This window comes from Bacteroides fragilis NCTC 9343 (assembly GCF_000025985.1).
Lineage (GTDB): Bacteria > Bacteroidota > Bacteroidia > Bacteroidales > Bacteroidaceae > Bacteroides > Bacteroides fragilis.
The window spans coordinates 1,314,898-1,341,274 of sequence record NC_003228.3; the positions used below are offsets into that span (position 1 = coordinate 1,314,898).

General features: G+C 40.5%; 17 protein-coding genes. 15 read left to right on the forward strand and 2 right to left on the reverse strand.

Annotation, left to right across the window (positions count from 1 at the left end):
• Positions 1–2: 2 nt before the first annotated feature.
• Complete coding sequence (locus tag BF9343_RS04980; RefSeq protein ID WP_010992280.1) at positions 3–1,997, reverse strand: site-specific DNA-methyltransferase; 1,995 nt, start codon at positions 1,995–1,997, stop codon at positions 3–5.
• Positions 1,998–2,453: 456 nt separating this feature from the next.
• Between BF9343_RS04980 and BF9343_RS04985 the strand changes: the two genes are divergently transcribed.
• A complete protein-coding gene (locus tag BF9343_RS04985; RefSeq protein WP_005812948.1) occupies positions 2,454–6,320 on the forward strand; it encodes a TIM-barrel domain-containing protein in 3,867 nt (1,288 codons plus the stop codon).
• A gap of 209 nt (positions 6,321–6,529) precedes the next feature.
• Here the strand turns inward: BF9343_RS04985 and BF9343_RS04990 are convergent, their stop codons facing one another.
• Positions 6,530–7,414, reverse strand: a complete 885-nt coding sequence (locus BF9343_RS04990) for an SDR family NAD(P)-dependent oxidoreductase (protein WP_010992281.1) — start codon at positions 7,412–7,414, stop codon at positions 6,530–6,532.
• A 1,245-nt stretch (positions 7,415–8,659) separates the two neighbouring features.
• Between BF9343_RS04990 and BF9343_RS04995 the strand changes: the two genes are divergently transcribed.
• From BF9343_RS04995 to BF9343_RS05060, 14 genes are all read left to right on the forward strand, one after another.
• Positions 8,660–10,054 (forward strand): ATP-binding protein, encoded by a 1,395-nt coding sequence (locus BF9343_RS04995; RefSeq protein ID WP_010992285.1) that lies wholly within the window; start codon positions 8,660–8,662, stop codon positions 10,052–10,054.
• An 11-nt stretch (positions 10,055–10,065) separates the two neighbouring features.
• On the forward strand, positions 10,066–10,692 hold the full coding sequence (locus BF9343_RS05000) for a hypothetical protein (protein ID WP_010992286.1): 627 nt from the start codon (positions 10,066–10,068) through the stop codon (positions 10,690–10,692).
• 65 nt (positions 10,693–10,757) lie between these two features.
• Complete coding sequence (locus tag BF9343_RS05005) at positions 10,758–12,590, forward strand: DUF262 domain-containing protein (protein WP_010992287.1); 1,833 nt, start codon at positions 10,758–10,760, stop codon at positions 12,588–12,590.
• Between the two features lie 249 nt (positions 12,591–12,839).
• Complete coding sequence (locus BF9343_RS05010) at positions 12,840–13,115, forward strand: hypothetical protein (protein WP_010992288.1); 276 nt, start codon at positions 12,840–12,842, stop codon at positions 13,113–13,115.
• A gap of 492 nt (positions 13,116–13,607) precedes the next feature.
• Positions 13,608–14,192 carry a metallophosphoesterase gene (locus tag BF9343_RS05015; protein ID WP_010992289.1) on the forward strand — a complete coding sequence of 195 codons (585 nt, stop codon included), beginning with the start codon at positions 13,608–13,610 and terminating at the stop codon, positions 14,190–14,192.
• On the forward strand, positions 14,192–14,959 hold the full coding sequence (locus BF9343_RS05020; RefSeq protein ID WP_010992290.1) for a metallophosphoesterase: 768 nt from the start codon (positions 14,192–14,194) through the stop codon (positions 14,957–14,959). Before BF9343_RS05015 ends, BF9343_RS05020 begins: the two co-directional genes overlap by 1 nt.
• Before the next feature lie 13 nt (positions 14,960–14,972).
• Positions 14,973–16,286, forward strand: a complete 1,314-nt coding sequence (locus BF9343_RS05025; protein ID WP_010992291.1) for a hypothetical protein — start codon at positions 14,973–14,975, stop codon at positions 16,284–16,286.
• Positions 16,287–16,479: 193 nt separating this feature from the next.
• Positions 16,480–16,800: a helix-turn-helix domain-containing protein gene (locus tag BF9343_RS05030; protein WP_077687917.1), complete on the forward strand. Its 321-nt coding sequence runs from the start codon at positions 16,480–16,482 to the stop codon at positions 16,798–16,800.
• Between the two features lie 3 nt (positions 16,801–16,803).
• On the forward strand, positions 16,804–18,063 hold the full coding sequence (locus tag BF9343_RS05035; protein ID WP_010992293.1) for a type II toxin-antitoxin system HipA family toxin: 1,260 nt from the start codon (positions 16,804–16,806) through the stop codon (positions 18,061–18,063).
• A 329-nt stretch (positions 18,064–18,392) separates the two neighbouring features.
• Complete coding sequence (locus BF9343_RS05040) at positions 18,393–18,614, forward strand: helix-turn-helix domain-containing protein (RefSeq protein ID WP_010992294.1); 222 nt, start codon at positions 18,393–18,395, stop codon at positions 18,612–18,614.
• A 2-nt stretch (positions 18,615–18,616) separates the two neighbouring features.
• On the forward strand, positions 18,617–21,289 hold the full coding sequence (locus BF9343_RS05045) for a type I restriction-modification system subunit M (RefSeq protein ID WP_010992295.1): 2,673 nt from the start codon (positions 18,617–18,619) through the stop codon (positions 21,287–21,289).
• Positions 21,286–22,470 (forward strand): restriction endonuclease subunit S, encoded by a 1,185-nt coding sequence (locus BF9343_RS21585; RefSeq protein ID WP_010992296.1) that lies wholly within the window; start codon positions 21,286–21,288, stop codon positions 22,468–22,470. Before BF9343_RS05045 ends, BF9343_RS21585 begins: the two co-directional genes overlap by 4 nt.
• Complete coding sequence (locus BF9343_RS05055; RefSeq protein WP_010992297.1) at positions 22,467–25,661, forward strand: type I restriction endonuclease subunit R; 3,195 nt, start codon at positions 22,467–22,469, stop codon at positions 25,659–25,661. The genes BF9343_RS21585 and BF9343_RS05055 overlap by 4 nt, the downstream gene beginning before the upstream one ends.
• Positions 25,661–26,371, forward strand: coding sequence for a M48 family metallopeptidase (locus BF9343_RS05060; RefSeq protein ID WP_010992298.1), 711 nt, complete (start codon positions 25,661–25,663; stop codon positions 26,369–26,371). The genes BF9343_RS05055 and BF9343_RS05060 overlap by 1 nt, the downstream gene beginning before the upstream one ends.
• The last annotated feature ends 6 nt before the right edge of the window (positions 26,372–26,377 follow it).

Here is a 26,377-nt window from a genome sequence, read left to right on the forward strand (position 1 = left end):
GTTTAAAGAATCTCGATCGTAGTACCGGGAGATAATGTTTTGAATATCTCGTCTATATTGATACGATCGGCACTGTCACGGAATGAGGCGTCGCGGAAGACAACCCGGCGTGGTTGCCTGCCGGCTATTTCACGGAAGACTTTTTCGGGAATCTGTTCTGCGAAACATGCCATTAATTCGGTCTTGTCGACAGAATAAACCGTATATCCATTTATATCCTCTTCATCATGTGGTAGAGACAGGGATAGTCCCAGGTTGGTCAGGCAACCATAAAGCAGATCGAGTCCGGTACGGTCTTCTTTGATATTATCAGTGAAATAGAATAAATCACTCTGTGAATATTCCTTTGCACTGTAGTACACGTCCTTCATATTGCTGTCGGCAATCCGAAAAACACGGAAACCGATGTCCGGGAGGTCCTTTGATTTACGCTGGTTGCATTCCGCCTCAATTGTGTCTCCGGCACGTCGAATACGTTCTTTGGACAGTTCGCAGATGTTCAATGCTTTATGGTTTTCCGTAAGGAAGTCGATTGCATTCTGCATAATCTCTTTTTCACTGGGAGTTTTGGCCTTTTTTATTGTTTCAGTCACATCTTCCGGCAGTTGCACGAGGATGTATTTCACCTTGTTTTTACGTGGTTTCATGTTCATCCGCATAACTGCTTCGGCGGTCGTACCGCTTCCTGAGAAAAAATCCATCACGATGCAATCTTTGTTTTTGGTGTCGATAAACTCACATAAATATTGGATCAGGCTGACAGGTTTCGGAAAGTTGAACACTTTCTTATCAAAGAACTGTAGTTGATGGTTACCGGCCTGTTCATTGGTTTCGACTCCTACTTTGTAATTGATCAGGTTGGGCGGAACTTCCGGATCATATTCCAGCTTTTCGTATGAAGGACTTAACTTGAGAGTCGGTATTTTGATTGTTGTTCCTTTTTGTATCTCTTTGTCCAGATTCGCCTGGCTCCATTTGAATTTGGCTTTCAGTTTGACGGGGGCTGTAAACAGTCCGCCACGTACGGTGGTGTCTTCCAGTAATTCCACATCATAAGCATCTGTTCCGTACATGCCTGCTTTGATCACTCCGTCGGGGATGGAAGTGACTACTTTGTTGGCGGGGAAGGTCAGGATACCGACGGAATTCGGTTGATTCAACAAACCGTTCGAACTGACCGATTCCTTCTTCAGACCCTGGAATTTCATGTCGTTTTTCTTCTTCTGATAGCAGACGATGTATTCGATGATTTGCTTACTTTTTTTTGAGAGATTTTCCGGAGTTTCCGTCTTGGCCCAATTAAATACATCGATGAAATTAGAAGCATTGAATACTTCATTTCCTATTTTGATCAGATTTGCCAATTCGTGATCATCAATGGAAATGAAAATGATGCCATTATCATTTAACAGAGTGCGGGCAAGCATCAGTCGGGCATACATCATGCTACACCAATCGGAGTGAAACTTTCCGTTAGCCTCCGTATTCTGAAACAATCGTTGCCCTTCTTCATTATATCTTCCCTGTTTCTCGTCGGACTCTTCCTGTGAAAGAGCGAATGTATCATTGAAGATAAAGTCTTTACCCGTGTTGTAAGGCGGATCGATATAGATAACGTCTACCTTTCCTGCGTAACTCTTTTTCAGGAGTTTCATTGCGTCCAGATTGTCTCCCTCGATGTATAGGTTTTGGGTCTGTTCCCAATTCCTACTCTCTTCCGGGCAGGGACGCAATGTTTTTCGGATAGGATGCGCCACCTCTCTTATCGCCTGCTTCTTGCCCACCCATGTTAATTCGTAACGTTCGTCGTCATCATATACCACTCCCATTTCTGCTTGGTTGGCTGTAAGCAGGAATTTCAGTTTATCAAAGTCGATAGCTTTATGTAGTTGTCCGTCCTTACCCATCGATTCAGTGACTACGTTTGGGAAGAGTTCGGCTATTTTATTCAGGCTGTCCTCTGCGATGCTCACAGATTCCATTTTTAGCTTTTCCATATATGATTTCATTTTTGTTCTGCAAAGTTAAGATTTTCATTCTGATTGGCTAATTTCCTCTATAAATAATGTGTGTTTAAGGAAGTAGTCTACCGATATCACGAACCGGTTGTTAGCTTACGTAACAAGGCAAGTGCTTTATCTTGCTGACCGGATAGTCTTATGTTCTAATGCCACATAGGAAAACATGGGGATGTTTACTATCAAAACATGGGGATGTTTAGGTGGACAACATGGGGATGTTTAGTATAAGAACATCCCCATGTTTTGAGATTGATGATTAGGAGGAAAGAGGCATAAGGTGCGAAAGTACTTCCTGAATTATAGGAAGCAAGCGTATTTACTTGTATTTATTTTCATAAAATATGTCTTTTATGAATACTTTTGCCTATTTTTGCGTATTCAATCTATTGACAGAATGGAGTAATATTTAGTTGAAATTTTATAGTAAAAATCATGAAAAACGCAATTGGTAATTGTAGGCAGCGAAAAGCAGTGCTGTTCGCCCTCGCTTTGCCTCTGATGTTTTCCGGTTCGCCTGCGCAGGCAATGCACAGGTCCGAAATCGTTAGAGAAGTGACACAACAAAACTTGAAGATCGTTAGTGCAAAGAAAATCAATCCGACAACGATTGAAGTATTATTCTCTAATAATCAGAGAATGACATTCGATTTCTACGGGGAAAACATCTTCAGAGTATTTCAGGACAATGCCGGAGGAATCATCCGTGATCCGGAAGCAAAACCTGAAGCACAAATTCTGGTAAACAATCCCAGAAACACAGTTTCTACACTCAACTTGAATGATGGCAGCAATCTCATCTCTATCACTACGGGGAAAATCAAAGTGGAAATCGACAAGAATACTTCTTTGATGAAAGTGATTGACTTGGAAAAGAATACTGTTGTCTTTGAAGAGGTAGAACCCGTACTGTTCGATAAGGGAAAAGTGACTGTAACCCTGAAAGAAAATCCCAATGAATATTTTTATGGTGGCGGTGTGCAGAACGGACGTTTTTCACACAAAGGAAAAGCCATTAATATTGTAAACGAGAATAGTTGGACTGACGGTGGAGTAGCTTCTCCTGCGCCATTCTATTGGTCGACCAATGGCTATGGTATGATGTGGTATACCTTCAAACCGGGTAAATATGATTTCGGTGCAGACGAGAAGGGAAAAGTGAAACTTACACATGATTCTCCATATCTCGATCTCTTTTATATGGTTAGCGACGGAGCTGTGGGCGTGTTGAATGATTTCTATCAGTTGACCGGTAATCCGGTGTTGCTGCCCAAGTTCGGTTTCTATCAGGGACATTTGAATGCTTACAATCGCGACTATTGGAAAGAAGACGAAAAAGGAATCTTGTTCGAAGATGGAAAGCGTTATAAAGAAAGTCAGAAAGATAATGGCGGAATCAAAGAATCATTGAACGGTGAAAAGAATAATTATCAGTTCTCGGCCCGTGCAGTGATTGACCGTTACAAGAATCACGATATGCCGTTGGGCTGGCTCCTGCCGAATGATGGATATGGTGCCGGATACGGACAGACGGAGACACTCGACGGAAACATTCAGAATCTGAAAAGTCTGGGTGACTATGCCCGTAAGAATGGCGTTGAAATTGGATTGTGGACACAATCGGATTTACATCCGAAAGAAGGCGTCAGTGCATTGCTGCAAAGAGATATCGTGAAAGAAGTTAGAGATGCCGGTGTGCGTGTGTTGAAAACAGACGTAGCATGGGTCGGTTGGGGATATTCGTTCGGATTGAATGGAGTGGCAGATGTGGGTCACATTATGCCTTATTACGGTAACGATGCACGTCCGTTCATTATTTCACTTGACGGTTGGGCCGGTACGCAACGATATGCCGGAATCTGGTCGGGTGACCAGACAGGCGGTGTATGGGAGTACATCCGTTTCCATATTCCGACCTATATCGGTTCAGGCCTGTCAGGCCAACCTAATATTTCTTCGGATATGGATGGCATCTTTGGCGGCAAGAATATGATTGTCAACACCAGAGACTTCCAGTGGAAAACTTTCACTCCGATGCAGTTGAATATGGACGGATGGGGATCTAATGAAAAGTATCCTCACGCTCTGGGCGAACCTGCCACTTCTATCAATCGCTGGTATCTGAAACTGAAATCGGAATTACTGCCTTACACTTATAGTTTTGCAAAAGAGGCTGTAACCGGTATGCCGCTTATCCGTGCCATGTTCCTGGAATATCCGAATGCTTACACCTTGGGAACAGCTACGCAGTATCAGTTTATGTATGGTACCGATTTTTTAGTAGCCCCCATTTACAAAGCTACCAAAGCAGATGCTGAAGGCAATGATATCCGTGATGGCATTTATTTGCCCGAAGGAGAGTGGATCGATTATTTTACCGGAGAGAAATATCAGGGTAACTGTGTTCTCAACAATTTTGCCGCTCCTCTCTGGAAGCTTCCGGTATTCGTAAAGAACGGAGCTATCATCCCGATGACCAATCCTAATAATAACGTTGCTGAAATTAATAAGGGACTTCGTATCTACGAAATCTATCCGTATAAGCACATGATGACCGTTGAATATGACGATGACGGTATATCTGAAGCATATAAAGAGGGTAAAGGAACCACTACTTTCATTGAATCGAATGTTGATTCAAAGAATAATGTGAAGATTTCTATTCGTCCTACACAGGGTGATTTCGACGGCTTTGTAAAAGAGAAAGCCACAGAATTCAGAGTAAATGTTACTGCTAAGCCGAAGAAGGTTTCTGCTCAGATAGGTAAAGGCAAAGTGAAGTTGACCGAAGTGTCTTCTATGGATGATTTCCGGAAAGGTGAAAACGTATACTTCTATGACGCTGCTCCTAATTTGAATAAGTTTGCTACAAAGGGCAGTGAATTTGAGAAGAAGGTTATCACTAAGAATCCTCAAGTTCTTGTGAAACTGGCCGCTACCGATATTACTAAAAATCAAGTTGTAATGGATATCGAAGGCTTCCAATATGCACCTGCCGATAATTACAGAGTAACCTCCGGTTCGTTGACCGCTCCTGCTGCCCGAATTGCTGCCGAAGATATTGAGGCTTATACCTTGAAGCCGACATGGAACAAAGTGCCGAATGCTGATTTTTATGAAATAGAATTCAATGGCATGCTGTATACAACAATAAAGGATACTGAGTTGCTGTTTGACGGACTGGCTGCTGAAACAGACTATACATTTAAGATTCGTTCCGTAAACAAGGATGGCTATTCGGATTGGGCTGAATTCGGTGCTAAGACAAAAGCTAATCCGCTGGAATTTGCTCTTCACGGAATCAAGGGTGAAACAACTGCGAAGAATCAGGAAGGATTTGATATCGATCGTTTGTTCGACTTTGCCGAGCTGGGTGATATGTGGCATACGAAGTATGGAGCAAAAGCACTGCCTTATGATATGATTATCGATCTGAGAACAGTGAACCAGCTGGATAAATTCGAATACCTGCCACGTACCGATGGTGGTAACGGAACGATCCTGAAAGGTACTGTATATTATAGTATGGATAAGGAAAACTGGACCGAGGCCGGAGCAATCGACTGGAAACGTAATGGTGATGTGAAAGTATTTACATTTACTGAACGTCCGACTGCACGCTATATCAAACTGGCTGTAACAGAAGGTGTAAACAACTATGGTTCGGGTAGGGAATTGTATGTATTTAAAGTTCCCGGAACCGAGAGCCGTTTGCAGGGTGATATCAATAACGATGGTAAGATCGACAATAACGATTTAACCTCGTATACCAACTATACCGGTCTGAGAAAAGGTGATTCCGACTATGAAGGCTATATCAGTGTAGGCGACATTGATCAGAATGGTTTGATTGACGCTTATGATATTTCTGTAGTGGCAACACAATTGGAAGATGGTGTAAGTGAAGAGCCGATTGAGAAACTGGATGGTACCATTGAAATCAGTACTGCTAAACGGAATTACAGTAAGGGTGATGTTGTTGAAGTGCTTGTAAAAGGTGTCAACCTCCGCTCTGTAAATGCGTTGAGTTTTGCGTTGCCATACAATCAGCAGGATTATGAATTCGTGGGTGTAGAACCTCTGAACCTCAAAGCTATGGAAAATCTGACTTATGACAGACTCCATACCAATGGTACAAAAGCACTCTATCCTACATTTGTTAACCTCGGAGCTAAAGAAGCCCTCGAAGGAACAAACGATCTGTTTATTCTGAAGCTGAAAGCGAAACGCGCTGTGAAGTTTGATCTGAAAGCTATTGATGGCGTTTTGGTCGACAAGAACCTGAACACACGTAAGTTTTAAACTTCTGTAAAAGAATACTCCGTTGTTTGAACGGAGGCAAATAAAAAGCTGCCCGGAAATTTTCCGGGCAGCTTTTTATTTGGAGTATCATTTAAATAGAAACAAGGACTTTAAAGTAAAATGTATCATGGAGTGGAAAAGTGGAGATGGTTTTAGTACGTTATAATACCATATTCCATTTACTTCTGTATGTTTGGTTCGGAACTATATTATTCCGTGTAAATCATCTTTTTAGTCATCCCTCCGTCAATCGTGATGTTTTCACCGTTGATAAAGTCATTTCCTTCTTCACAAAGGAATCTACACATGCGGGCTATATCTTCCGGTTTACCGACTCTTCTTGAAGGGTGTTGCGCATGGTCCTCCGGACGGAGACGATCGTAGTCATGGGTTTGTATCCAGCCCGGCGCAATAGAATTGACTGTGATATGGAATTGGGCAAGTGACAAGGCTAACGCGTGTGTCAGTGAATAGATTCCCCCTTTAGAAGCTGCATATCCCTCGCTGCCGGATTCACTCATTAAATACCTGGTAGAGCAGATATTGATGATTCTTCCGTACGGATTGGATGTTGTTTGCGATTGACGGTGGATAGCTATGAAGCGTGAAGTAATAAATACCGGGCGTAGATTAATGGATAGAATCCTGTCGAAATCTTCTATGCTTGTTTCAGTGATAGGAGAGAAGTCACTGATACCTGCGTTATTGATTAAGATATCAATGTCATCCCATTCCTCAATGATGGATTGCATGCAGTGTTCAAGCATATCCTTGTCGCTTATGTCAACTTGATGAAAAATGGCTCCTGTTTCTTCTGCAGTACGTTTTCCTGCTATTCCGTCTTTGTCGCAAAATGCCACCCGATACCCACTTTTACAGAATATTTCTACAATGGCTTTACCAATTCCATTGGCTCCTCCCGTAACAAATACTCTTTTATAATGATGGGGCTCTGTTGTCGTTTGGCCCGGTTGTTCAGTTCTAGCAGGGTGAGTGATCCCCGTTTTCTTTTTGCCATATTTGCGTGCTTTTTCCCAAGCCGCTTTTCTGGCTTCATATTGCTCGTATTGTCTTTCGATATAATTGTCTGCCATAATATTTAGGTATTCAAATTGGGTATAAGGCAATGATTCTTAGGTTGTTTACTTGCCGATGCAAGCATATTAGACCAGTTGATTACCAATAGTTTGAAACTTAAATGGTAGGAAAGTCTGATTTTGCCCTTTTTTCTGCGCTGAATTTTTGCAAAGATAATGCGTTTTTCCGGTACAAGAAAACAAATGAAAAGACTTTGATAAAAAAGGCGATTTCTGGAGCTAATTTTTCCTTTTTCGATGCAGAAAATGTTTTGTATTATTTTTGACTTGTAATAAATTGATATTTAATATATTATGTTTTTGTGAAATGCTTCGGGGACAAACTGGGGAGAAAAATTTGCTATCCAAAAGATAAAAAGAGCAAATATAAGGTCTATCCCTTGATGTTTTTTAGGCCAATTTTTTTGTCCCTCGGAAAGAAAAACAATCCCGTTCTCATCATATGATGATATTCGAAGCACACTGCAAATATAATAAAGTTTAGTCTGTTTTTTGTATATCTCTTCAAGTTCTAAACTAAATGGCTTTTATAAGCTCCCAAAGCCATACCTATTTTTCTTTTGGCCAGCAAAATTGTTAAAGGAGACATTACTTTGTCCTTTCAGTTCTGTCTCTTTTCACCAGTCGTTGTCTGGGCTATGTGCTTTGGCGGCATATCCTCGGTTTTACCTTTCCCTGTTTTAGCCTTCTTCTTCCTTCCTCCATTATTCCGCATATCCCTTTCGGGCTACCTGATGTGAATTGTGTGGCAAAGGTATTTGTCACGCCTTTCTTGTCTGCAAGGTCATAGCCTTTGAGTTCACAACCAAATCTTCACCTTCTGCTATGCAAAGATATGAAGACTAAAACGGCTGGTAATATAGAATCGCGTAGATGCTTATGTACAACCTCTGTTTTTACAAGTACACAGAATGTAGGGATAAATGCAAGTTGCTGTATCTCATTGTTTTGCATATACGTGTTGTACTGCATCTTTCCAGCCTTTTGCAAAATATCTGCTATCAGATACAACGCACTGAGTGATAGGGCGTTTCCGCATGGATGTTACAGAATGTTTGTTGAATCCAAAGATTGTGGCTTTCTTGGAATTTCTTTGGTATCATTATGTTTTCTGTGCGAAAAGATATGATTCGTTGGAAAAAGTGTGCTATTAAAGGTGGTATTCGCTAGAAAAAATGTGTGTTCTATGGCATATTCGCTGGAAAAAATGTAACTTTACAACCGAAAGAATAAGATTTAATTATGCTTAAGAGAAAAATAGAAACATTTTTAGCCAAGTGGAAGAAGTCTGAAGACAGAAAGCCACTTGTGATAAAAGGCATCCGCCAATGTGGGAAGACATATATTGTCCAAAAATTCGCAAAGGAGAACTACGAGAGTGTGGTTTATATGAACTTCATTCTCGAACCCGACAAGAAGTCTGCTTTTACTGGCAATATAGATGTTGATACTATCATTCTCAACCTCTCTGCTTTGATTCAAGGCAGTCGTTTCATCAATGGGAAAACGTGCATTATCCTTGATGAGATTCAGGAATGTAAGGAGGCAAGGACAGCCTTGAAGTCATTTCATATAGACGGTCGCTTTGATGTCATTGCCACAGGCTCTCTTTTAGGCGTGAAAGGATACGATAAGAGTAAGAAGAAAAAGGAAGAGGAGGAAGGGCAAGATTCTGTTCCCGTAGGATATGAGACCGTGATTGATATGTATCCATTGGACTTTGAGGAATTTTTATGGGCAAACGGAATTAGCGATATGGTTATTGATTCCGTCAAATCCTGTTTTGAGAACGAAAGTACTGTTCCTGATGGGATTCATAAGGCAATGATGGAACTCTTGTACAGATATGTCATTGTCGGCGGTCTCCCGGAAGTAGTGAACTGTTTCCTTGAAACTAAGAATATTGAACTTATATATAAGGTGCAGCGCAACCTTATAGCTGAATACGAAGAGGATATGGTTAAATATGCGGATGATCCAGACAAACCTCGTATCCGCGAATGTTTTGAGTCTATCCCAAAACAATTAGCTAAAGAGAACAAGAAATTCCAGTATTCTGTAGTCAAGAAAGGTGGACGGGCCTCACAATATATAGGTAGCATTCAATGGTTGGAGGATGCAGGAATAGTACGTAGATGCTATAACACGCAGATTACGGAACTGCCATTAGAGGGTAATTCCATCAAAGGCAGTTTCAAGGTGTACACCACAGATATAGGTATCCTTATGGCAATGTTGGATTATGGTACTCAGGCAGATATTTTAAAGGGTAATCTTCTTGGATACAAGGGAGCAATCTTCGAGAATCTCATGGCTGATTTTTTATGTAAGTCCGGGCAAAAGTTATACTATTTTCATAAGGATAGCGGCCTTGAATTGGACTTCTTGGTAAGATTCAAGGGTGAATGCGTTATACTTGAAGTAAAGGCAAAGACCGGTAAGGCAAAAAGCATGACTACGGTTCTTAAGAACAAGGATGTATATTATGTCAACAACGCAATCAAGCTCGGCCAATACAATGTAGGATGTGAGGGGGATATATTGACCATTCCGTTGTACATGGGATTCCTTGTTGAAGACAAACTTGCGGACGTTATCATTCCTGATGTTGATGTGAGTCTATTGACTACTATTTGATTTTATAGATTATGGCAAAACAGATATTAGTTGGAATCAAAAAACAGAGTTTGAATGAGGTGGCTCACTACCTTATGATATACTTCCCATACAATGAGGAGATGTGTAGCTATGCCAATGATTGGCTTGGAGAACTATATGAAAACAAGTATCCTTTGGTTTCTAAAGGGATGTGGTCAGGCATAATTGATTTGAAAACTCATAAACTTCTTGATTGGAAGCCGGAATATGGAGATTTATATTTTCAAGCCAAGGTATGTGATAGCGGAACCTATATCTTGCTTGACAAAGACAAAAAGGTGATATGTAAAATTGCAGATTATGTACCCAATGGTTTAATTCCGGAGGCGGCTGATTGTGGGGATTATATCCGTCTAAGAATCAAGCATGACGGTATGATAGAAAATTGGATCGAGAAGCCGGACTTTTCCGATTTTATAGAAGATTCTGAAACCGTTGAGAAAATTGATACGAGCATTGAAGAAGAAACCATACTTGATATCAAAGTAGAGTTCACTTATAGCCAGCTGATGGCAAATTTGCTTCGTCTTCCTAAATATTTACAGATGGAGATAGGTAAAACGTTGATTGCTAATGCGTCAGAAGGGTTTGAAAAGGATGTAATTGGGCAGAAATAAACATAGGTGAAAATTCCCAATGTGTATGATTATTTGTAAAATAAAACAAAGTAAAGTATAACATCATGATACAAAGCGTTAATAAATATCATATCTACGAGATTCTTTCATCAGATGGTAATTTCTACTATACCATTCCAAAGTATCAACGTGAATACACGTGGAGTTATCGTGAATGGGAAGCTCTTTACGATGACATCAGTGAAAACAACGATGAGTATTTCATAGGGTCTATCATATGCATTCCTTTGGGAGATACCATCAATCCTTATTTGGAGGTGATAGATGGTCAGCAGCGACTGACCACCATAAGCCTATTCCTAACTGCTATCTACACTCGCTTAAAGGAACATCTAGACTATTTGAGCGAAGATGACGGCGACGTGCTGCCGTCATTAAGGAAGTCGCTGAAAAGCAAAAATTCTCCGAACGAAATGAAATTGGTACCACAGGTGCAGAACTTCAATAAGGATGACTATGATTACCTATTGAACGAGGTGGGTTTGCGAAAAGCTACTGCACCAAAGCACGCTTATTACCCCATGAGAAAAATTGCTCGCTGCTACACCTATTTCTTAAAGCGTCTCGATAAAGAGATGGAGGGTATGGATGGTGATAATGCTGTCAATTTCTTGTTGGGCAAGTATAATAAAGTGAAGCAAGCTATGCTGGTTAAGATAGAGGTTTCTACCCATTCTGACGCTTACGTGTTGTTCGAATCACTGAACAACCGAGGAACACCATTGACTGCGATTGATCTGATGAAGAATCTTATTATGGCACGGGCGGAGAGTAACAATCTGACTATTGATGACTGCTTCAACCGTTGGCAGATGTTGCTCGGCAACCTATCCGATGACTATGGGATACAGGAACGTTTTTTTCGTCACTATTATAATGCCTTCAAACATCGTTTGAATGAGCCTTTCCAAAGTGATAACGACCGCAAGAAAGACCCATTGGGTGTCGTGGCCACTCGCTCTAATTTGCTAAATATATTCGAGAACCTTATCAATAAAGATTTACCATCTTTTCTTGATGATATTTTGCATTGTGGACAAATTTATTCTTGGCTCATTCTACAAGATTCTGCAGAAACGACCTATCGTAAAGCTCTGGAAGACCTTGACCATATCCAAGGTGCACCTTCTTATCTTCTTCTCATGTACTTGATGAGGAATAAGAAAGAACTTGCTATTACGGAGAATCAAATCAATCTGTTCACCAGATTACTTTCCAAGTATTTTGTTCGCAGAAATATTACGGACTATCCGAATACACGTGATTTGACGCGGATTTTTATGGATATTATCAGTAAAATAGAAGAGTCGAACTCTGTTGGAAACGATGTAATGACACTGATTATAGATATGCTGAGTACGCCTGCCAATTGTGCTTCAGATGAACAATTTCGCCGCAGTTTGGAGGGCGATGTATATAAAGATAATGTAGGTGCAACGCGCTACATACTTTGTAAACTCGCAGAGTCTGCCATGACACAGGAGACATGGACTGATTTATGGAGGCGCACTGATAAAAAGGTGTTCGTATGGACTATCGAACACATCTTCCCCGAAGGGGAAAATATTCCACAATGTTGGGTGGATATGATTGCTAATGGCGATAAGAATTTGGCCCAAAAGTATCTGGAAGAATACACCCACAAAATTGGAAACCTTACCATTACGGGCTATAATAGTACACTTGGCAACAAGTCATTTGAAGAAAAACGCGACCGAAAGAGTAAGGACGGAAAACGCTTTATAGGTTATAAGAACGGGCTTGAAATAAATCGTGAGATAGCTACTAAAGATATATGGACGATTGAGGATATTAAGGCTCGTACCACTGACTTGGTGAATAAGTTGATAGAAATCTATGAATTTCCAGGGAAATAGACGACTCATAGTTGTAAAATATCATTAAATGTATGGTAGTGTAAAATAAAGCTTGGCGCAGTTTTCAATTAGTATCTACACCCATACTGATATAATGTCATATATTTGTACCAACTTTGTACCCGAAAAGGTACAAAGAGATTCTATGCCATCAAACTGAATAACATTTAAAAGTATAAAATTCTATGGATATATTAAGTCTTACCAAAGTAACATCATTGTTCATCCTAACTTTAATAGAAAGAGACGATGGACAAAAGAAACAAACTTTGGAGACGCCAGCAAATGGCACGTGTGTTTAAGGCTCGCATGATTCTTTACGCCGCTTATGGTCGTTGCATCATTCGTGAGGATGGAAGCTATTATGAACATCCTCATTGGTTTGAATTAGCAAAAGAAAAATGGACGCAAGTTTACAAAACTACAGGTACTCCGTGTAGCTGTTGGATGTGTAGAGGATTTGAATATGATCGCAAGGAGTATAAGGAAGAGACTCGGCGGATTATTTGGGAATCAATGGAATGAGCTAAATGATAAGGAACTGAATCTGTGCATTAATTGCATGGGTGCAGTTTTTATTATGTGCAGCATATAGGCAAAGAAGTTACGTGTATTTTTTTCAGAAAGTAATATGTGATATAGAATTTAATTGCTAATTTTGCACCAATTCTGAAACGATATAAAAACTAACAATGCAGAGAAATAGAATGAACATATTATCGAAGGTCACAATTTGGGGTAACAAACGCCCTGAATCTGTGTCGTGTGTTCATGTCTTTGGCATTGAACCTTGTATTATAAATACTTTCCAACGAAGAACATAGCATGGTGTAGTTTATTCTACCCCTGATTGAAAATATAAACTGAATAGTTGGAGAGTTTTACCGAACTTTTCAACTATTTTGTTTTATACCCATTTGTGACAGTCATCTTACGATGCTTTTCTGTCATTTCCGTCTGATGGGTGATTGGCAAACAGATTATTAACGTGCAGTGATGCACATAAATTGAGAAGAGATGAATTGTAAATTTGAAGGCAGCAAGGTGTTCTTTACATCTGATACTCACTTTTATCACGGAAATATCATTCGTTTCTGCAACAGACCTTTTAAGGATGTGGGAATGATGAATGAAACGATTATTTCCAATTGGAATAATACAGTTGGCTTGGACGATATTGTTTTTCACTTGGGTGATTTCTGTCTTGGCGGTTCAGCCGAATGGACTAAAATACTTGATAGATTGAACGGCAAGATATATCTGATTCTCGGCAACCACGATTTGAAGAACTTGAGACAGGGGTATGTCGATAGATTTGAGCATTTGGCTATGCAGATGCACATAGAGGTGAACAAGCAGAAGATATATTTGAATCACTATCCGTTTCTATGCTTTGATGGCGGATATAAAGATGTATGGCAACTGTTCGGTCATGTGCATACAAGGAATAATAACACCGGAATTGATGCCACACGACTTCAACACCTCTATCCGACACAGTATGATGTCGGGGTTGATAACAACAACTTTATGCCAGTTTCATTTGCACAGGTGAAGACAATTATTGAAAAACAGATTAAACAATCAAAAATGGAAGAGTAATGAAGATACAATATATGAGCGATTTACATCTGGAGTTCGGGGAGAATAGCAGATATTTAAAGCATAATGAATTACCTGCTACCGGTGATATGCTGGTTTTGGCTGGAGATATATTCTATCTTAGGGATAGGATTGCTCCTATGGTGAAATTTTGGAAATGGGCTTCAGATAATTACAAGCAGGTTCTGATAGTTCCAGGTAATCACGAATATTACAATTATTCAGACGTGATGGAACGAGGGCTGCAATGGAAGTGGATGTTCCGGAAGAATGTAGGGTACTATCAGAATCAAGTAATCCGTATCGATGATACCGACTTTGTTCTGAGTACGCTATGGTCGCGGATTAACCCGAATGACAAGTATTTCGTGTGGAAAGGTATGAACGACTTTCGCCAAATCAAGTTTGACGGAAAATTACTACAGGTGGAGGAGTTCAATCGGATGCACGAAATCTGTATGGATTTTATCCAGAAAAGCGTCGAAGAGAGTACAGCGAGTCATATTGTGGTGGTTACTCATCATTTGCCTACTTTTAAGGTGGTTGCGCCACAACACAAGAACTCCGTACTGAACAGTGCATTTGCCAGCGAATATGGGAGTTGGATTGCCCACAGCCGGATAGATGCTTGGATTTATGGACACTCGCATAGCAATATCGACACAAAAATTGGTAGCACTAGGGTAATCTGTAACCAGATGGGATATGTTTTTGCGAATGAGCACCTTGTGAATGGATTTAATCCGGAAAAGTATGTTGAAATTTAATAAACATAAAGCAATGAATGAAAGAATAATAGATAGAAAACTCTTTGTCGATTTGGCGAAGGAGGTTGGCTTGAACGCTTCGCATATAGAAGCAATGGGTGAAATGCGCCATTGTGAAATCACCGTTAGTGGCAATATGCTGAAACGTCTGGTTGAAATTCAGCGTCAGTTCGAGCGACTTGCCGTAATGGGGGATGATGAGCATCGTGGTTTCTACATAGAGGTGCCACGCCCTACTCCTGAGGAGTGGGGTGATATTGAGAAACTAATTGCTTCGGGAGAGTATCAAAGCAAAGAAGCGTTCCTTGCGGACTGGCTCGCATTCAATCCAACGGAAACGCAGTGGTTTCATGTTGCCTCTTATAGATACGAAGAGTTCCGGTCGATTTGCGTTACAGACCGAAAGCATACGCATTTCGTCATTATGAATCGCTCCTCTTGTGCCGACGGAGAATCAGATAACGCATGGTATTGTGATTCCCTTGCCCGACTCTTCGACTATTTGCAGAGGCTGGTTGATGTTATTGTTGCAAATCCCGATGGGCTCAACGACTATGTGGCGCACAATCTGCCGTACCAGCAACGGACTGGGCGGATTGCACGAAAGGAACTCAATCGGATAGCACCGAAGTTTAAAATTGAGGTGGAAGATCGGGAGACTGCTATAAGGGCTTTGGAGGATTTAGTGAAGGAACATTTCAGACCTCATCTGAAGACTATGACCATCCGGCAATATTGTATGTATTACCGCATCGCTAACGAGGTGTATGAAGCATACTACCGGAAACGAGGTGTTGGAAATCGTATCTACAAAGAACAGTCGAATGTTCCGGAAGAGCTGCGAGATATAGCCTACTACACGCGAGTAAAGTTCGTAGATGTAGATAGACTATATGACATTGACAGCCCAGAGGATTTTATACGGTTTGCAACAGACCATTATAGCGAGCTGGGACTTTCGCGCCTGAATGTCATTGCATCGAAGGTATCGCAGCAGGGTTGGATGATAGTTATCTCTAATAGCTATTCGGCAAATGTCGGACTGGCCATTGAGGTTGCCACTGCTTTATATAAGACCGGAGTACCGCTGTTGATTCACGATGCCGAAAAACTCTTGAGGATTCTGCGTGAAGAAGGTTATGTGTGGCTGATTCCCAATTCGTATCATAACTATATGGGCTATCAGGAGGAAGATACTGTTTACGAACTGCCGTGGAAATACGAATGTTCGGACGATGGTGAATCGGTGTTGACTTTGGAGCAATACAATTCGATTGTTTCTCTTGCAGAATGGCAGGATGAAAAGTTGGTGAATCCAGTCGCTTGACGCTTAAATTGAGGAGGCTGGCTCTTGCCTTAATCATAGTCATTGACAAAGGCTAAGAGTCGACCTCTTCAAAACTTGGTGGAGAAATCTGTATTTGCATAGCCATGTCTTTTAATTTTGCGATTTTTTATCTGCAATACATCATTAAATAGATAAAAAGTAATATCTTTGCGTATTATATAATGAGTTGAATATGACTAAAAATACAATGGGGACTAAGTTGCCCCGGAAATTAGAACAAAAGATGGCGGTTGTGGGAGAACAGATTAAACTGGCTCGCTTACGCAGGAATTTGAGTGTGGCTCAGGTGGCGGAACGTGCCACCTGTTCTCCGTTGACCGTGTCCCGAATAGAAAAAGGTGCACCGACAGTTGCAATCGGAATCTATTTGCGAGTGCTGTATGCTTTACAGCTTGATGATGATATTCTGTGGCTGGCCAAAGAAGATAAATTGGGGAAAACATTGCAGGATTTGAGTCTGAAGACTAGGGAACGTGCCTCAAAAAAGGAATAAACGATGAAAACATTATATGTATATGCCGATTTTGATTGGCTTAAGGAGACAGAACTTGTTGGTGAGTTAGGCTATGAATCTCTTCGTGGTTCGGACAGTTATTGCTTTACCTTCAGCAATGAATGGTTGAAAAAACACGGAGATTTGTTTTTGAGTGATGACCTGAATAATTATCCGGGACAGCAATATACGCAACCGGAGAAAGATATATTCGGATGTTTCTCGGATTCATTGCCGGATCGTTGGGGACGAACATTGTTGTTGCGACGTGAGCAGATTACTGCGATGGAAGAGAAACGACCGGTACGGAGACTGTCATCTTTCGATTTTTTGACCGGTATCGATGACTTTTCCCGAATGGGTGCTTTCCGTTTCAAGGAGTCAAAAGACGGGGGATTTATAAATGTAAGTGAGTCGTTGAAAATCCCACCTCTGACTGATATAAGGGAGTTGATTGCAGCCAGTGCGGAAATCGAGAAAAGCGAAGAGGGGAATGTCCTGCCTGATAAGAAATGGGTTGCCCAACTCGTGCAACCGGGTTCTTCACTAGGTGGAGCAAGACCCAAAGCCAGTGTGATTGACACGGATAAAACGCTTTATGTCGCCAAGTTCCCTTCTCGCAAGGATGATTACGATGCCGGACTTTGGGAGCATTTCAGCCATCTTCTTGCGATAAAAGCCGGTATAAATGCCGCGAAAACCAAAGTACTGGCAACAGGTGAGAAATATCACACCTTGCTTTCGCAACGCTTTGACAGAACCCAAGAAGGGAAACGGATTCACTTTGCTTCTGCCATGACTTTATTAGGACTCAATGACGGCGACAACGCAACTACGGGACACGGTTATCTGGATATAGTCGATTTCATAATCCAGAACTGTACGAATGTGGAAGATAATCTGCAGGAACTCTATCGCCGTGCAGCTTTCAATATCTGCATCGGCAATAGCGATGACCATTTCCGCAATCACGGTTTTCTTTTGACTGCAAAAGGTTGGACGCTTTCTCCTGCATACGATATGAATCCCACTCTGAATGAATATCAAAGTCTGCTTATTTCATCCACTTCCAACAAAGCTGACTTAAACATTTTGCTTGATGCTTGCGAAGATTATATGCTTAACCGAAAAGCTGCAAAGAAAATTATTTCTGAGGTAATTGGAACCATAAAAGAGTGGCGAGAACTGGCGACAAGATTAGGGATTTCCAAGAGAGGTATGGATATGTTTGCCGGAGTGTTGAATAAACGATGTAAGGAATAACTGTTTCTGCGTGCCAAATTAATTACCAAGCAAAAATGCGCTAAATTGCCAATTAGAATGAGGTATAGGGTTGATTTGTATGTGATTGAGTAATAAGACAGGATTGAGGTATTATGCTGCACAAGCATTATGCTCGTGCAGCATAATATTTTTGATAAGGTGAAATTCATTGATGGAATAGATAAAAACGGCACATGTGTTCTTTTTGCATAGCTTTATGACAACTGTAGCCATTCCTTTAAATGATGTTTTTGTCGCTTATATACTTGGCTATATGGGGAATTTGACGTATTTTTGTTTGCAATTTAACGAGGATAATTTAAATACTAATGTCGAATAATCAACAAATGATGCTGAATAGAATAAAAGTGGTACTTGCAGAAAAGCAAAGAACCAATAGATGGTTGGCAGAGCAAATGGGTAAGTCCGAGAATACAATTTCAAGATGGTGTTCCAATAAGTCACAACCATCCCTTGATATGTTGGTTAAAGTTGCAGAATTACTTAATGTTGACCCTCGTCAACTCATAAATGGTAAAATAAAAATTTAGTTATGGCAATAAAGAAGACTCAATTATATAGCATACTTTGGGAAAGTTGCAATATCCTACGCGGAAGCATGGACGCAAGTCAATACAAGAACTATGTGTTGACTATGCTATTCTTGAAGTACATTAGTGACAAGGTACAATCCGATTCAGACATATTCTTTGACCTTCCTGAAGGATGTTTTTTCAATGACATCGTTGCTCTTAAGGGGAAACCCAATATAGGTGAGGAGATTCAGAAAAAGCTCCATGTCATAGCCCGAGCGAATCCTCGATTAGATCACATTATCAACGAAGCTGATTTTGATGACTCAACTAAACTCGGAACTGGGAAAGCTAAGGTTGATACATTGACAAGCCTCATTTCTGTTTTTCAGCGGGATTTCCTTGATTTTAGTAAGAACCGTGCTGGCGATGACGATCTTATCGGAGATGCGTATGAATATCTGATGAAGAATTTTGCGGCAGAGAGTGGTAAAAAGAAAGGTCAGTTCTATACTCCTGCTGAGGTTTCTCGCTTAATGGCTCGTCTGATAGGCATACATAAAGACAATCGGCCACAGATTTCTATATATGACCCGACTTGCGGCTCGGGATCATTGTTGCTTCGTGCTGCTGCGGAATATACCAAGCATCGTGATGGCGTTTCTATATTTGGTCAAGAACTTGATGGGGCAACACGAGGTATGGCGGTTATGAATATGTATCTTCATGGTTATGACGACCCGGAGTTGGAAGTCGGAGATACAATTGAAAAGCCGTTCTTTAAATCAACACCAAATCAGCTGGAAACATTCAACTATGTCGTTGCTAATCCTCCATTCTCTCAGAAAGGATGGATAAAGGGAGAAATTAAAATCAATGACACTTTCGGTCGGTGGGGAAATTCAGACAATCTACCTCCTATTCCTCCTATTGGCTATGAAGATTACGCATTTTTGCTTCACATTATCAAGTCAATCAATTCGCAAGGGCGCGGAGCTTGTATATTGCCAAACGGAGTTTTGTTCCGTGGTAATGAAGAAGAAGCTGTTAGACGGAAAATTATTGAGAAACGGTATATCCGAGGCATCATAAGTCTGCCTACAAACTTGTTTTTTGGTACTGGAATTCCTGCCTGTATTGTCATTATTGACAAAGCCAAGACTTCGACATCAAAAGGCATTTTTATGATTGATGCTCGATCAGGATTCACAAAAGATGGAGCAAAGAATCGACTTCGCGAGCAGGATATTCGCCGCGTATTCGATGCTTGGGAAGCTCTTGAAAATCTCGAAGCAAACGGCAACCTTGATGATAAAGAGGAAACCATACCTCATTATGCCCGATTCGTACCTTACACCGAAATTACTAACGAGCGAAATGACTGCAATCTCAATGTGTCACGTTATATAACGCCAGTCGATACTGAAATTCAGCAAGATCTTTATGCTCACCTCAAACTAAATGGTGGATTGCCTACTAAGGATGTAGAAGAAGGTTTTTCTTATCTCTGGCGACACTGTCCGACACTCAAAAACGAGCTGTTTGAGCCATTGGAGGAAAACTATTATAAACTGCGCGTCGGACGCAACGAGATTCCAAACACTATTATACACAATAAGGAATTCAGTACTTTAAGTGGATTCTTCTCTGATGCAATAGAAGAATGGTATAAACTTGTGTCACAACAGATGTTTGCGCTTGCTCCCGGATGCCAGCCTAAAAAACTTATAGCAGACTGGAGTGAGTCACTCCTTGAGATGCTCTCTGAAATTGATGGGCTTGTTGACAAATATACGATATATGACATATTGCTCAACTATTGGAACTCAGCCATGCAAGATGATTGTTATCTGATTTCTCGCTATGGTTGGACGGTAGAATTGTCGTGTGATGTTCTTACAACCGATAAAAAATCTAAAGAGGTAAAGTTTGTCCCTAAAAAGAATCCCACCTTCAGGGATTACAATTGCGATTTGTTGCCGGTTCATGTTGTTGTCAATCACTACTTCAAAGAAGAGAACGAGGCGGTCAATGAAGCTGAAGAGCGTGTGTCACAACTCAAAGGTGAGATAGAACAGATGGAGGAGGAATACCCCGAGGAACTTAACGATACTGTTACCGAAATCATAAGCAAATATATCTACGCTATATGTCCTAAACCTTTGAAGGGAGAAAAAGATGTTTTAGAGACATATCTTGCTATTAACGAAAAAGGAAAGATTGGCAAAGAGAAACGCGAAGCTATTATTGCCAAAAATCGGAATGTATTTGATCGTCTTAGCGACATGAGTGTAAATGCAATTAAATATCGGTTGAAGGAAGTTGTTAATTATGCGGCATTGCCAGATGATACCATTAAGTTATATAAACAATATATTGACTTGAACAGAGAGTTGGCTAATGCTAAGACAGATGTTAAACAAAAGATATCAAAGTTGACCAAACTTGTTGTTGCAAAATATCCTACTTTACAAGAATCGGAAATTAAGGGTATGGTTGTTAACGACAAATGGCATACTGCTATAGTTGGAGGAGCAATTAGTGCGGCTTTCGATGTAACCGTGGATATTGAACAACAAGTTACTGCTCTTGTTGATCGTTATGCTCGCCGCTTATCCGACATCGACGCTTCAGTACGAGAACTTGAAGAAAAAGTAAATGCTCACCTCGCCAAAATGGGATTTGAATTATGATTGAAACTAAATTCAAACAAACAGAGTTGTGCCGAATACCAGAGGATTGGGATATAGGCACCTTTGCTGATTTCTTAATAACCTTTTCTGCGGGGGCTACCCCTTATCGAGGTATCCCTGATAACTTTGTTGGTACAATCCCATGGATTTCAAGCGGAGAGCTAAATTATTGTGAAATTGAAAATACTCGTGAGCACATATCTTCAGACGCTCAAAAGAATACTCATCTTACGTTGCATAAACCGGGAACATTCCTTATTGCAATTACAGGGCTTGAAGCTGCGGGGACTAGAGGGCGATGTGCCTTTGTTAAAACTCCCGCAACGACTAATCAGTCATGTCTTGCAATCAATAGCACTGACAAGATGACTGTGAAATATTTGTTTTGGTTTTATCGTCAATGGAGCGATTTTCTTGCATTCAATTTTAGCCAAGGTTCAAAACAGCAAAGCTTTACGGCAGAGATAGTAAAACGTCTTCCATTATATGCGCCGAAATATAAAGAGCAAGAGAAAATTGCAGAAGCATTGAGCGATGTGGATAAGTTAATTCGTGAACTCGATACTCTGATTGAAAAGAAACGGGCTGTAATGCAGGGGACTATGCAAGAGCTCCTAACCGCTCATCGCAGATTACCAGGTTTCGTCCATCCGTGGAGGAATACTTTAGTTGAAAAATGTTGTAAAATAACCACAGGAGAGAGTAACACTCGAGATCAAATTGAATCAGGTATATATCCATTTTACATTCGGTCGGCCACAGTCATGAGAAGTAATAGCTATATATTCGATTGTGAAGGTGTTATAACTATTGGGGATGGCCAAATAGGAAAGGTATTTCATTATGTCAATGGGAAATTTGATTTACATCAACGATGCTATTTAATGTACGACTTTGATGATATAGATGTAAAATTCTTTTATTTTCTGTTTTCGTTTTTCTTTTATAATCGAGTTATTGCATTATCAGCAAAAGCAACAGTAGATTCCGTCAGAAGAAATATGATTGCAAAAATGAAAATAAATATACCTTCAACGATGCAAGAACAAAAAGCCATTGCCAATATTCTGTCTGACATGAATGATGGAATTGAAGCAATAGAGGCAAAAAGGGATAAATATATTGCAGTCCGTCAAGGCATGATGCAGCAGTTATTAACAGGAAAAATCCGTTTAATATGAACACGATACCATTAGTAGATTCGGAACGCACAACTCAAAATCGTGTTGTTAATCTCCTCCACGATTATTGTGGCTATCAGTATCTTGGATATAAACAGGATGCCGACAACCTTCCAATTATTCCTGAAATTCTCGGAAAGTTTATAAAAGATACACAACACGCCTCAAATACGGAGATTGATAAAGTTTTTCGCTTGCTCGATTTGGAAATAAGCCGATGTCATGATAAGGACACGTTGTTTCAGAGCAATCTGAACTTTTATAGCTATCTGCGCTACGGAGTAAATATTCAAGGAGATGACGGGCAAAGCAAAACTGTTAAGATTATTAAATGGTCCGAGGATAATGTGGCCGACAATATATTTTCTTTGGCAGAGGAGGTGACAGTTCGCCGTAATATAGAAGAATACCATACACGGCGTCCTGACATAGTAGTATATGTCAATGGAATGGCACTTGGAGTTATTGAATTGAAGAAATCAACTGTTAGTGTTAAAGACGGTGTGCGCCAACAGATTCGTAATAATGGTAGAGATAATGAAATATGCCATTTTTTTGTACCTGCTCAATTTCTTTTTGCCGGAAACGATAGTGAAGGAGTGCATTATGGTACAATACTGACTCCGGAAAAGTTTTGGTTACGTTGGAAGGAACCAACGGGTCAAAGTTATCCCAATGATACGTCCACTCCCGAACCAATTCCTGAGCTATTTCCAAGAACAGAATTTCCTAATGAACTTGATCGTTCATTGCTTCAGATGCTTGAACCGAAAAGAATTTTGCGTCTTATCCATGACTGCGTTGTATATGACGGAGGTATTAAAAAAGTTTGTCGTCCAAACCAATATTTTGCATTCGAGGCAGCAAAACCACGTATCCGCAATAAGCAAAGTGGTATTATTTGGCACTCGCAAGGTGCCGGCAAAAGTTTGATGATGGTATGGCTGGCTCAATGGATATTGGAGAATATGCCAAATGACCCGCGTGTTGTTATTATCACCGACCGTGATGAACTCGACAAACAAATTGAGAATGGATTCAAAGATGCCGGTCATAAACCAATTCGTGCCAAAAGCGGAAATCATCTTCTTTCGATGCTGTCAGAAGTTGAACCTAATTTGATTTGTACCCTTATCCATAAATTCGGTATTGCAGGACAGGAGGAATCTGCTTTTTCCGCAGAAGAGAAGAAACTTCGAGGAAAGCGCTCACCGGAACAGTATATGGCTGCACTTGCCGAAAAACTGCCAAAAGGTTTCAAGGCTAAAGGCAATATATTTGTCTTTGTTGATGAATGTCATCGTACACAAGGTGGTATACTCAATAAGGCCATGAAAAAAATTATGGGTGATGATGTCATGCTCATCGGTTTTACCGGTACTCCATTGCTGAAACAACAAAAGAGTAAACTTACATCGAGAGAAAACTTTGGCAATTATATTCATACATATAAATTTAATGAGGCAGTTAAGGATCAGGTGATTCTCGACCTACGTTATGAAGCTCGCGAAATAGAGCAGAATCTTGAAAATGAGCAGGCCGTTGACCAACTTTTTGAACACATTACGCGCAATCTTAGTTCGAAAGCAAAAGAGGAGTTAAAAAGCAGATGGGCTGTGATGAAGAATCTTTTTTCGAGTCGTGACCGCGTGCGTAAGATTGTAGCCGACATTGTAAAGGATATGCAACTCATATCATGCCTTCGGGAAGGTTGGGGTAATGCAATGCTGGTTTGCGATAGCATTTATCAGGCTTATCGTTGTTGGGAGGTCTTTCAGGAAACACAACTTAAAGGACATTGTGCAGTCGTTTCAAGTTTTAACGGTAAAGATGCGAGTCCGGAAGAATCATCTTCGGGCGAAACACAAAGCGAGGCTGAATATAAAGCAGAGATGGCTAAAAAGATGTTTAAGGACCGCACTCCCGAAGAATTTGAGGAATGGGCTAAGACTCAATTTGTCGACCATCCAGGTGACATGAAACTACTGATTGTGGTAAGTAAACTACTTACTGGTTTTGATGCTCCATCGGCTACCTATCTCTATCTTGATAAGAAAATGGAGGGGCATGATTTGTTTCAAGCTATCTGTCGCGTAAACCGTACAAACAACGAGTATGAAGAAAAAGAGTTCGGGTATATAGTCGACTATAAACAGCTTTTTAAGAATATTGAAGATGCGGTCAATGATTACACTACTGGAGCATTTTCAGATTACGACAAGGAAGATGTGGAAGGATTGTTAACGGATCGATTTGAGAATGCCAAGCGCGATTTGGACACGGCACTTGAACGTGTAGAGCATCTTTGTGAGCCTGTTGCTCATCCAAAAACGACCAACGAATTTTTTGATTACTTTGTATTCGACCAACGCAGCACGGAGCCTAATGAAGAAGAAGCTGCAACTATCCAAAGTGCCCCCATACGCGAAGCCTTCTATAATGCTGTAAAAATTCTTGTGACCCGTTATTCTGCAATTGCGCTTGAAATGGAGAGAGCTGGTTATACGACTGAAGAGGCGCAGACTATATTTGAGCGTATCAAGAATTTTGATAATATTCGGAATGCCATAATGCGCCGTGCCGGAGATATTGTTGACATGAAACTGTATGATCAGCAGATGAGAAACATACTTGATATGTATATAGATGCCAAGTCCTCAAAGGTACTTGCCATGCTTGAAGACTTTTCATTTCTTGACCTTGTGCTTGACAGTAACTCAGAGGAAGCAGAACATGAGGCTGAGGAAGCACTTGGAGGAAAGGATGGTGTCGCTTCAACGATTACTGCCAATGTTCGTCGTGTAGTTAACCGTAAACGTGAGAGTAATCCAGAAGAATATAGAAAATTCTCAGAACGCATAAATCGACTGCTCGCAGAGTATCGCCAAGGAGTTCTTGACTATAAGGAATATCTCAAAGCAATAGCTGAGTTGGCTCGTGAACTTGGGAATCGTACATTCGACCCTAGACTTGACACTCAAGGCAAACAAGCATTATTTGATAATCTAGGCGAAGATGTGGCATTAACTCTGGAGGTCTATCAACTTATCAAAGTTAATGCTAAGCAAGGATTTAGGACGAATGATGTAAAGAAAGCTAAGCTTCGTAGGGCCTTAGAATCATTCACTGCATCTAAACCATTTGATGTAGATGACATTCTCCGTATTGTAATAAATAATCCTGAGTTTTAATGCATATCATAAATGTAGCAGATATTGAAATTGAGGTTGAACGCAAATCCATTAAAAATTTGCATTTAGCTGTCTATCCTCCAGATGCGAGGGTACATATCTCTATGCCTGATTATCTGGCAGATGATGATGCCAGAAATTTTGTCTTGCAAAAACTGGAATGGCTTCGTACTCAGATAGAGGAAGTGCTTGCCCAACCTCGACAAACGAAACGGCAATTCGTATCGGGCGAGAGCCATTATTTATTTGGTCAACGGTATCAACTAATTGTAGAAGAGTTGCCTCACTATGCAAATAATATGGAACTTAAAGGTAACAAACTTTATATGTTTTTGAAACCTGGCACTTCTATTGAAACAAGAGCAGAACTAATGCGTACTTGGTATAGGTATCATCTTAAAAAGGAATTGGAATCAATGCTCCAATGCTGGGCTAATAAACTTAAAGAGAATCCTTTTAAATGGCAGGTCAAGCAGATGAAGACTGAATGGGGCAGTTGCATTCCCTCAAAGCGTCTGCTTATCTTTAATCTTGAACTTGCCCGAGTACCACGTGAGTGCATTGAGTTTGTGATTGTACATGAGTTTTGTCATTTTAAAGTTGATACTCATAACAAGATTTTTGAGATGTTGATGAACAAACGTCTTCCAAATTGGCGAACTCTGCGTCAAAAACTGAATACATTTGTGGCACTACCATACAAAGAATAATGCAAC

Excerpts from the sequence above, each read along its gene's own strand:
- BF9343_RS04980 (WP_010992280.1), bottom strand. The coding sequence starts at position 1,997 with ATGGAAAAGCTAAAAATGGAATCTGTGAGCATCGCAGAGGACAGCCTG.
- BF9343_RS04985 (WP_005812948.1), top strand. The coding sequence starts at position 2,454 with ATGAAAAACGCAATTGGTAATTGTAGGCAGCGAAAAGCAGTGCTGTTC.
- BF9343_RS04990 (WP_010992281.1), bottom strand. The coding sequence starts at position 7,414 with ATGGCAGACAATTATATCGAAAGACAATACGAGCAATATGAAGCCAGA.
- BF9343_RS04995 (WP_010992285.1), top strand. The coding sequence starts at position 8,660 with ATGCTTAAGAGAAAAATAGAAACATTTTTAGCCAAGTGGAAGAAGTCT.
- BF9343_RS05000 (WP_010992286.1), top strand. The coding sequence starts at position 10,066 with ATGGCAAAACAGATATTAGTTGGAATCAAAAAACAGAGTTTGAATGAG.
- BF9343_RS05005 (WP_010992287.1), top strand. The coding sequence starts at position 10,758 with ATGATACAAAGCGTTAATAAATATCATATCTACGAGATTCTTTCATCA.
- BF9343_RS05010 (WP_010992288.1), top strand. The coding sequence starts at position 12,840 with ATGGACAAAAGAAACAAACTTTGGAGACGCCAGCAAATGGCACGTGTG.
- BF9343_RS05015 (WP_010992289.1), top strand. The coding sequence starts at position 13,608 with ATGAATTGTAAATTTGAAGGCAGCAAGGTGTTCTTTACATCTGATACT.
- BF9343_RS05020 (WP_010992290.1), top strand. The coding sequence starts at position 14,192 with ATGAAGATACAATATATGAGCGATTTACATCTGGAGTTCGGGGAGAAT.
- BF9343_RS05025 (WP_010992291.1), top strand. The coding sequence starts at position 14,973 with ATGAATGAAAGAATAATAGATAGAAAACTCTTTGTCGATTTGGCGAAG.
- BF9343_RS05030 (WP_077687917.1), top strand. The coding sequence starts at position 16,480 with ATGACTAAAAATACAATGGGGACTAAGTTGCCCCGGAAATTAGAACAA.
- BF9343_RS05035 (WP_010992293.1), top strand. The coding sequence starts at position 16,804 with ATGAAAACATTATATGTATATGCCGATTTTGATTGGCTTAAGGAGACA.
- BF9343_RS05040 (WP_010992294.1), top strand. The coding sequence starts at position 18,393 with ATGTCGAATAATCAACAAATGATGCTGAATAGAATAAAAGTGGTACTT.
- BF9343_RS05045 (WP_010992295.1), top strand. The coding sequence starts at position 18,617 with ATGGCAATAAAGAAGACTCAATTATATAGCATACTTTGGGAAAGTTGC.
- BF9343_RS21585 (WP_010992296.1), top strand. The coding sequence starts at position 21,286 with ATGATTGAAACTAAATTCAAACAAACAGAGTTGTGCCGAATACCAGAG.
- BF9343_RS05055 (WP_010992297.1), top strand. The coding sequence starts at position 22,467 with ATGAACACGATACCATTAGTAGATTCGGAACGCACAACTCAAAATCGT.
- BF9343_RS05060 (WP_010992298.1), top strand. The coding sequence starts at position 25,661 with ATGCATATCATAAATGTAGCAGATATTGAAATTGAGGTTGAACGCAAA.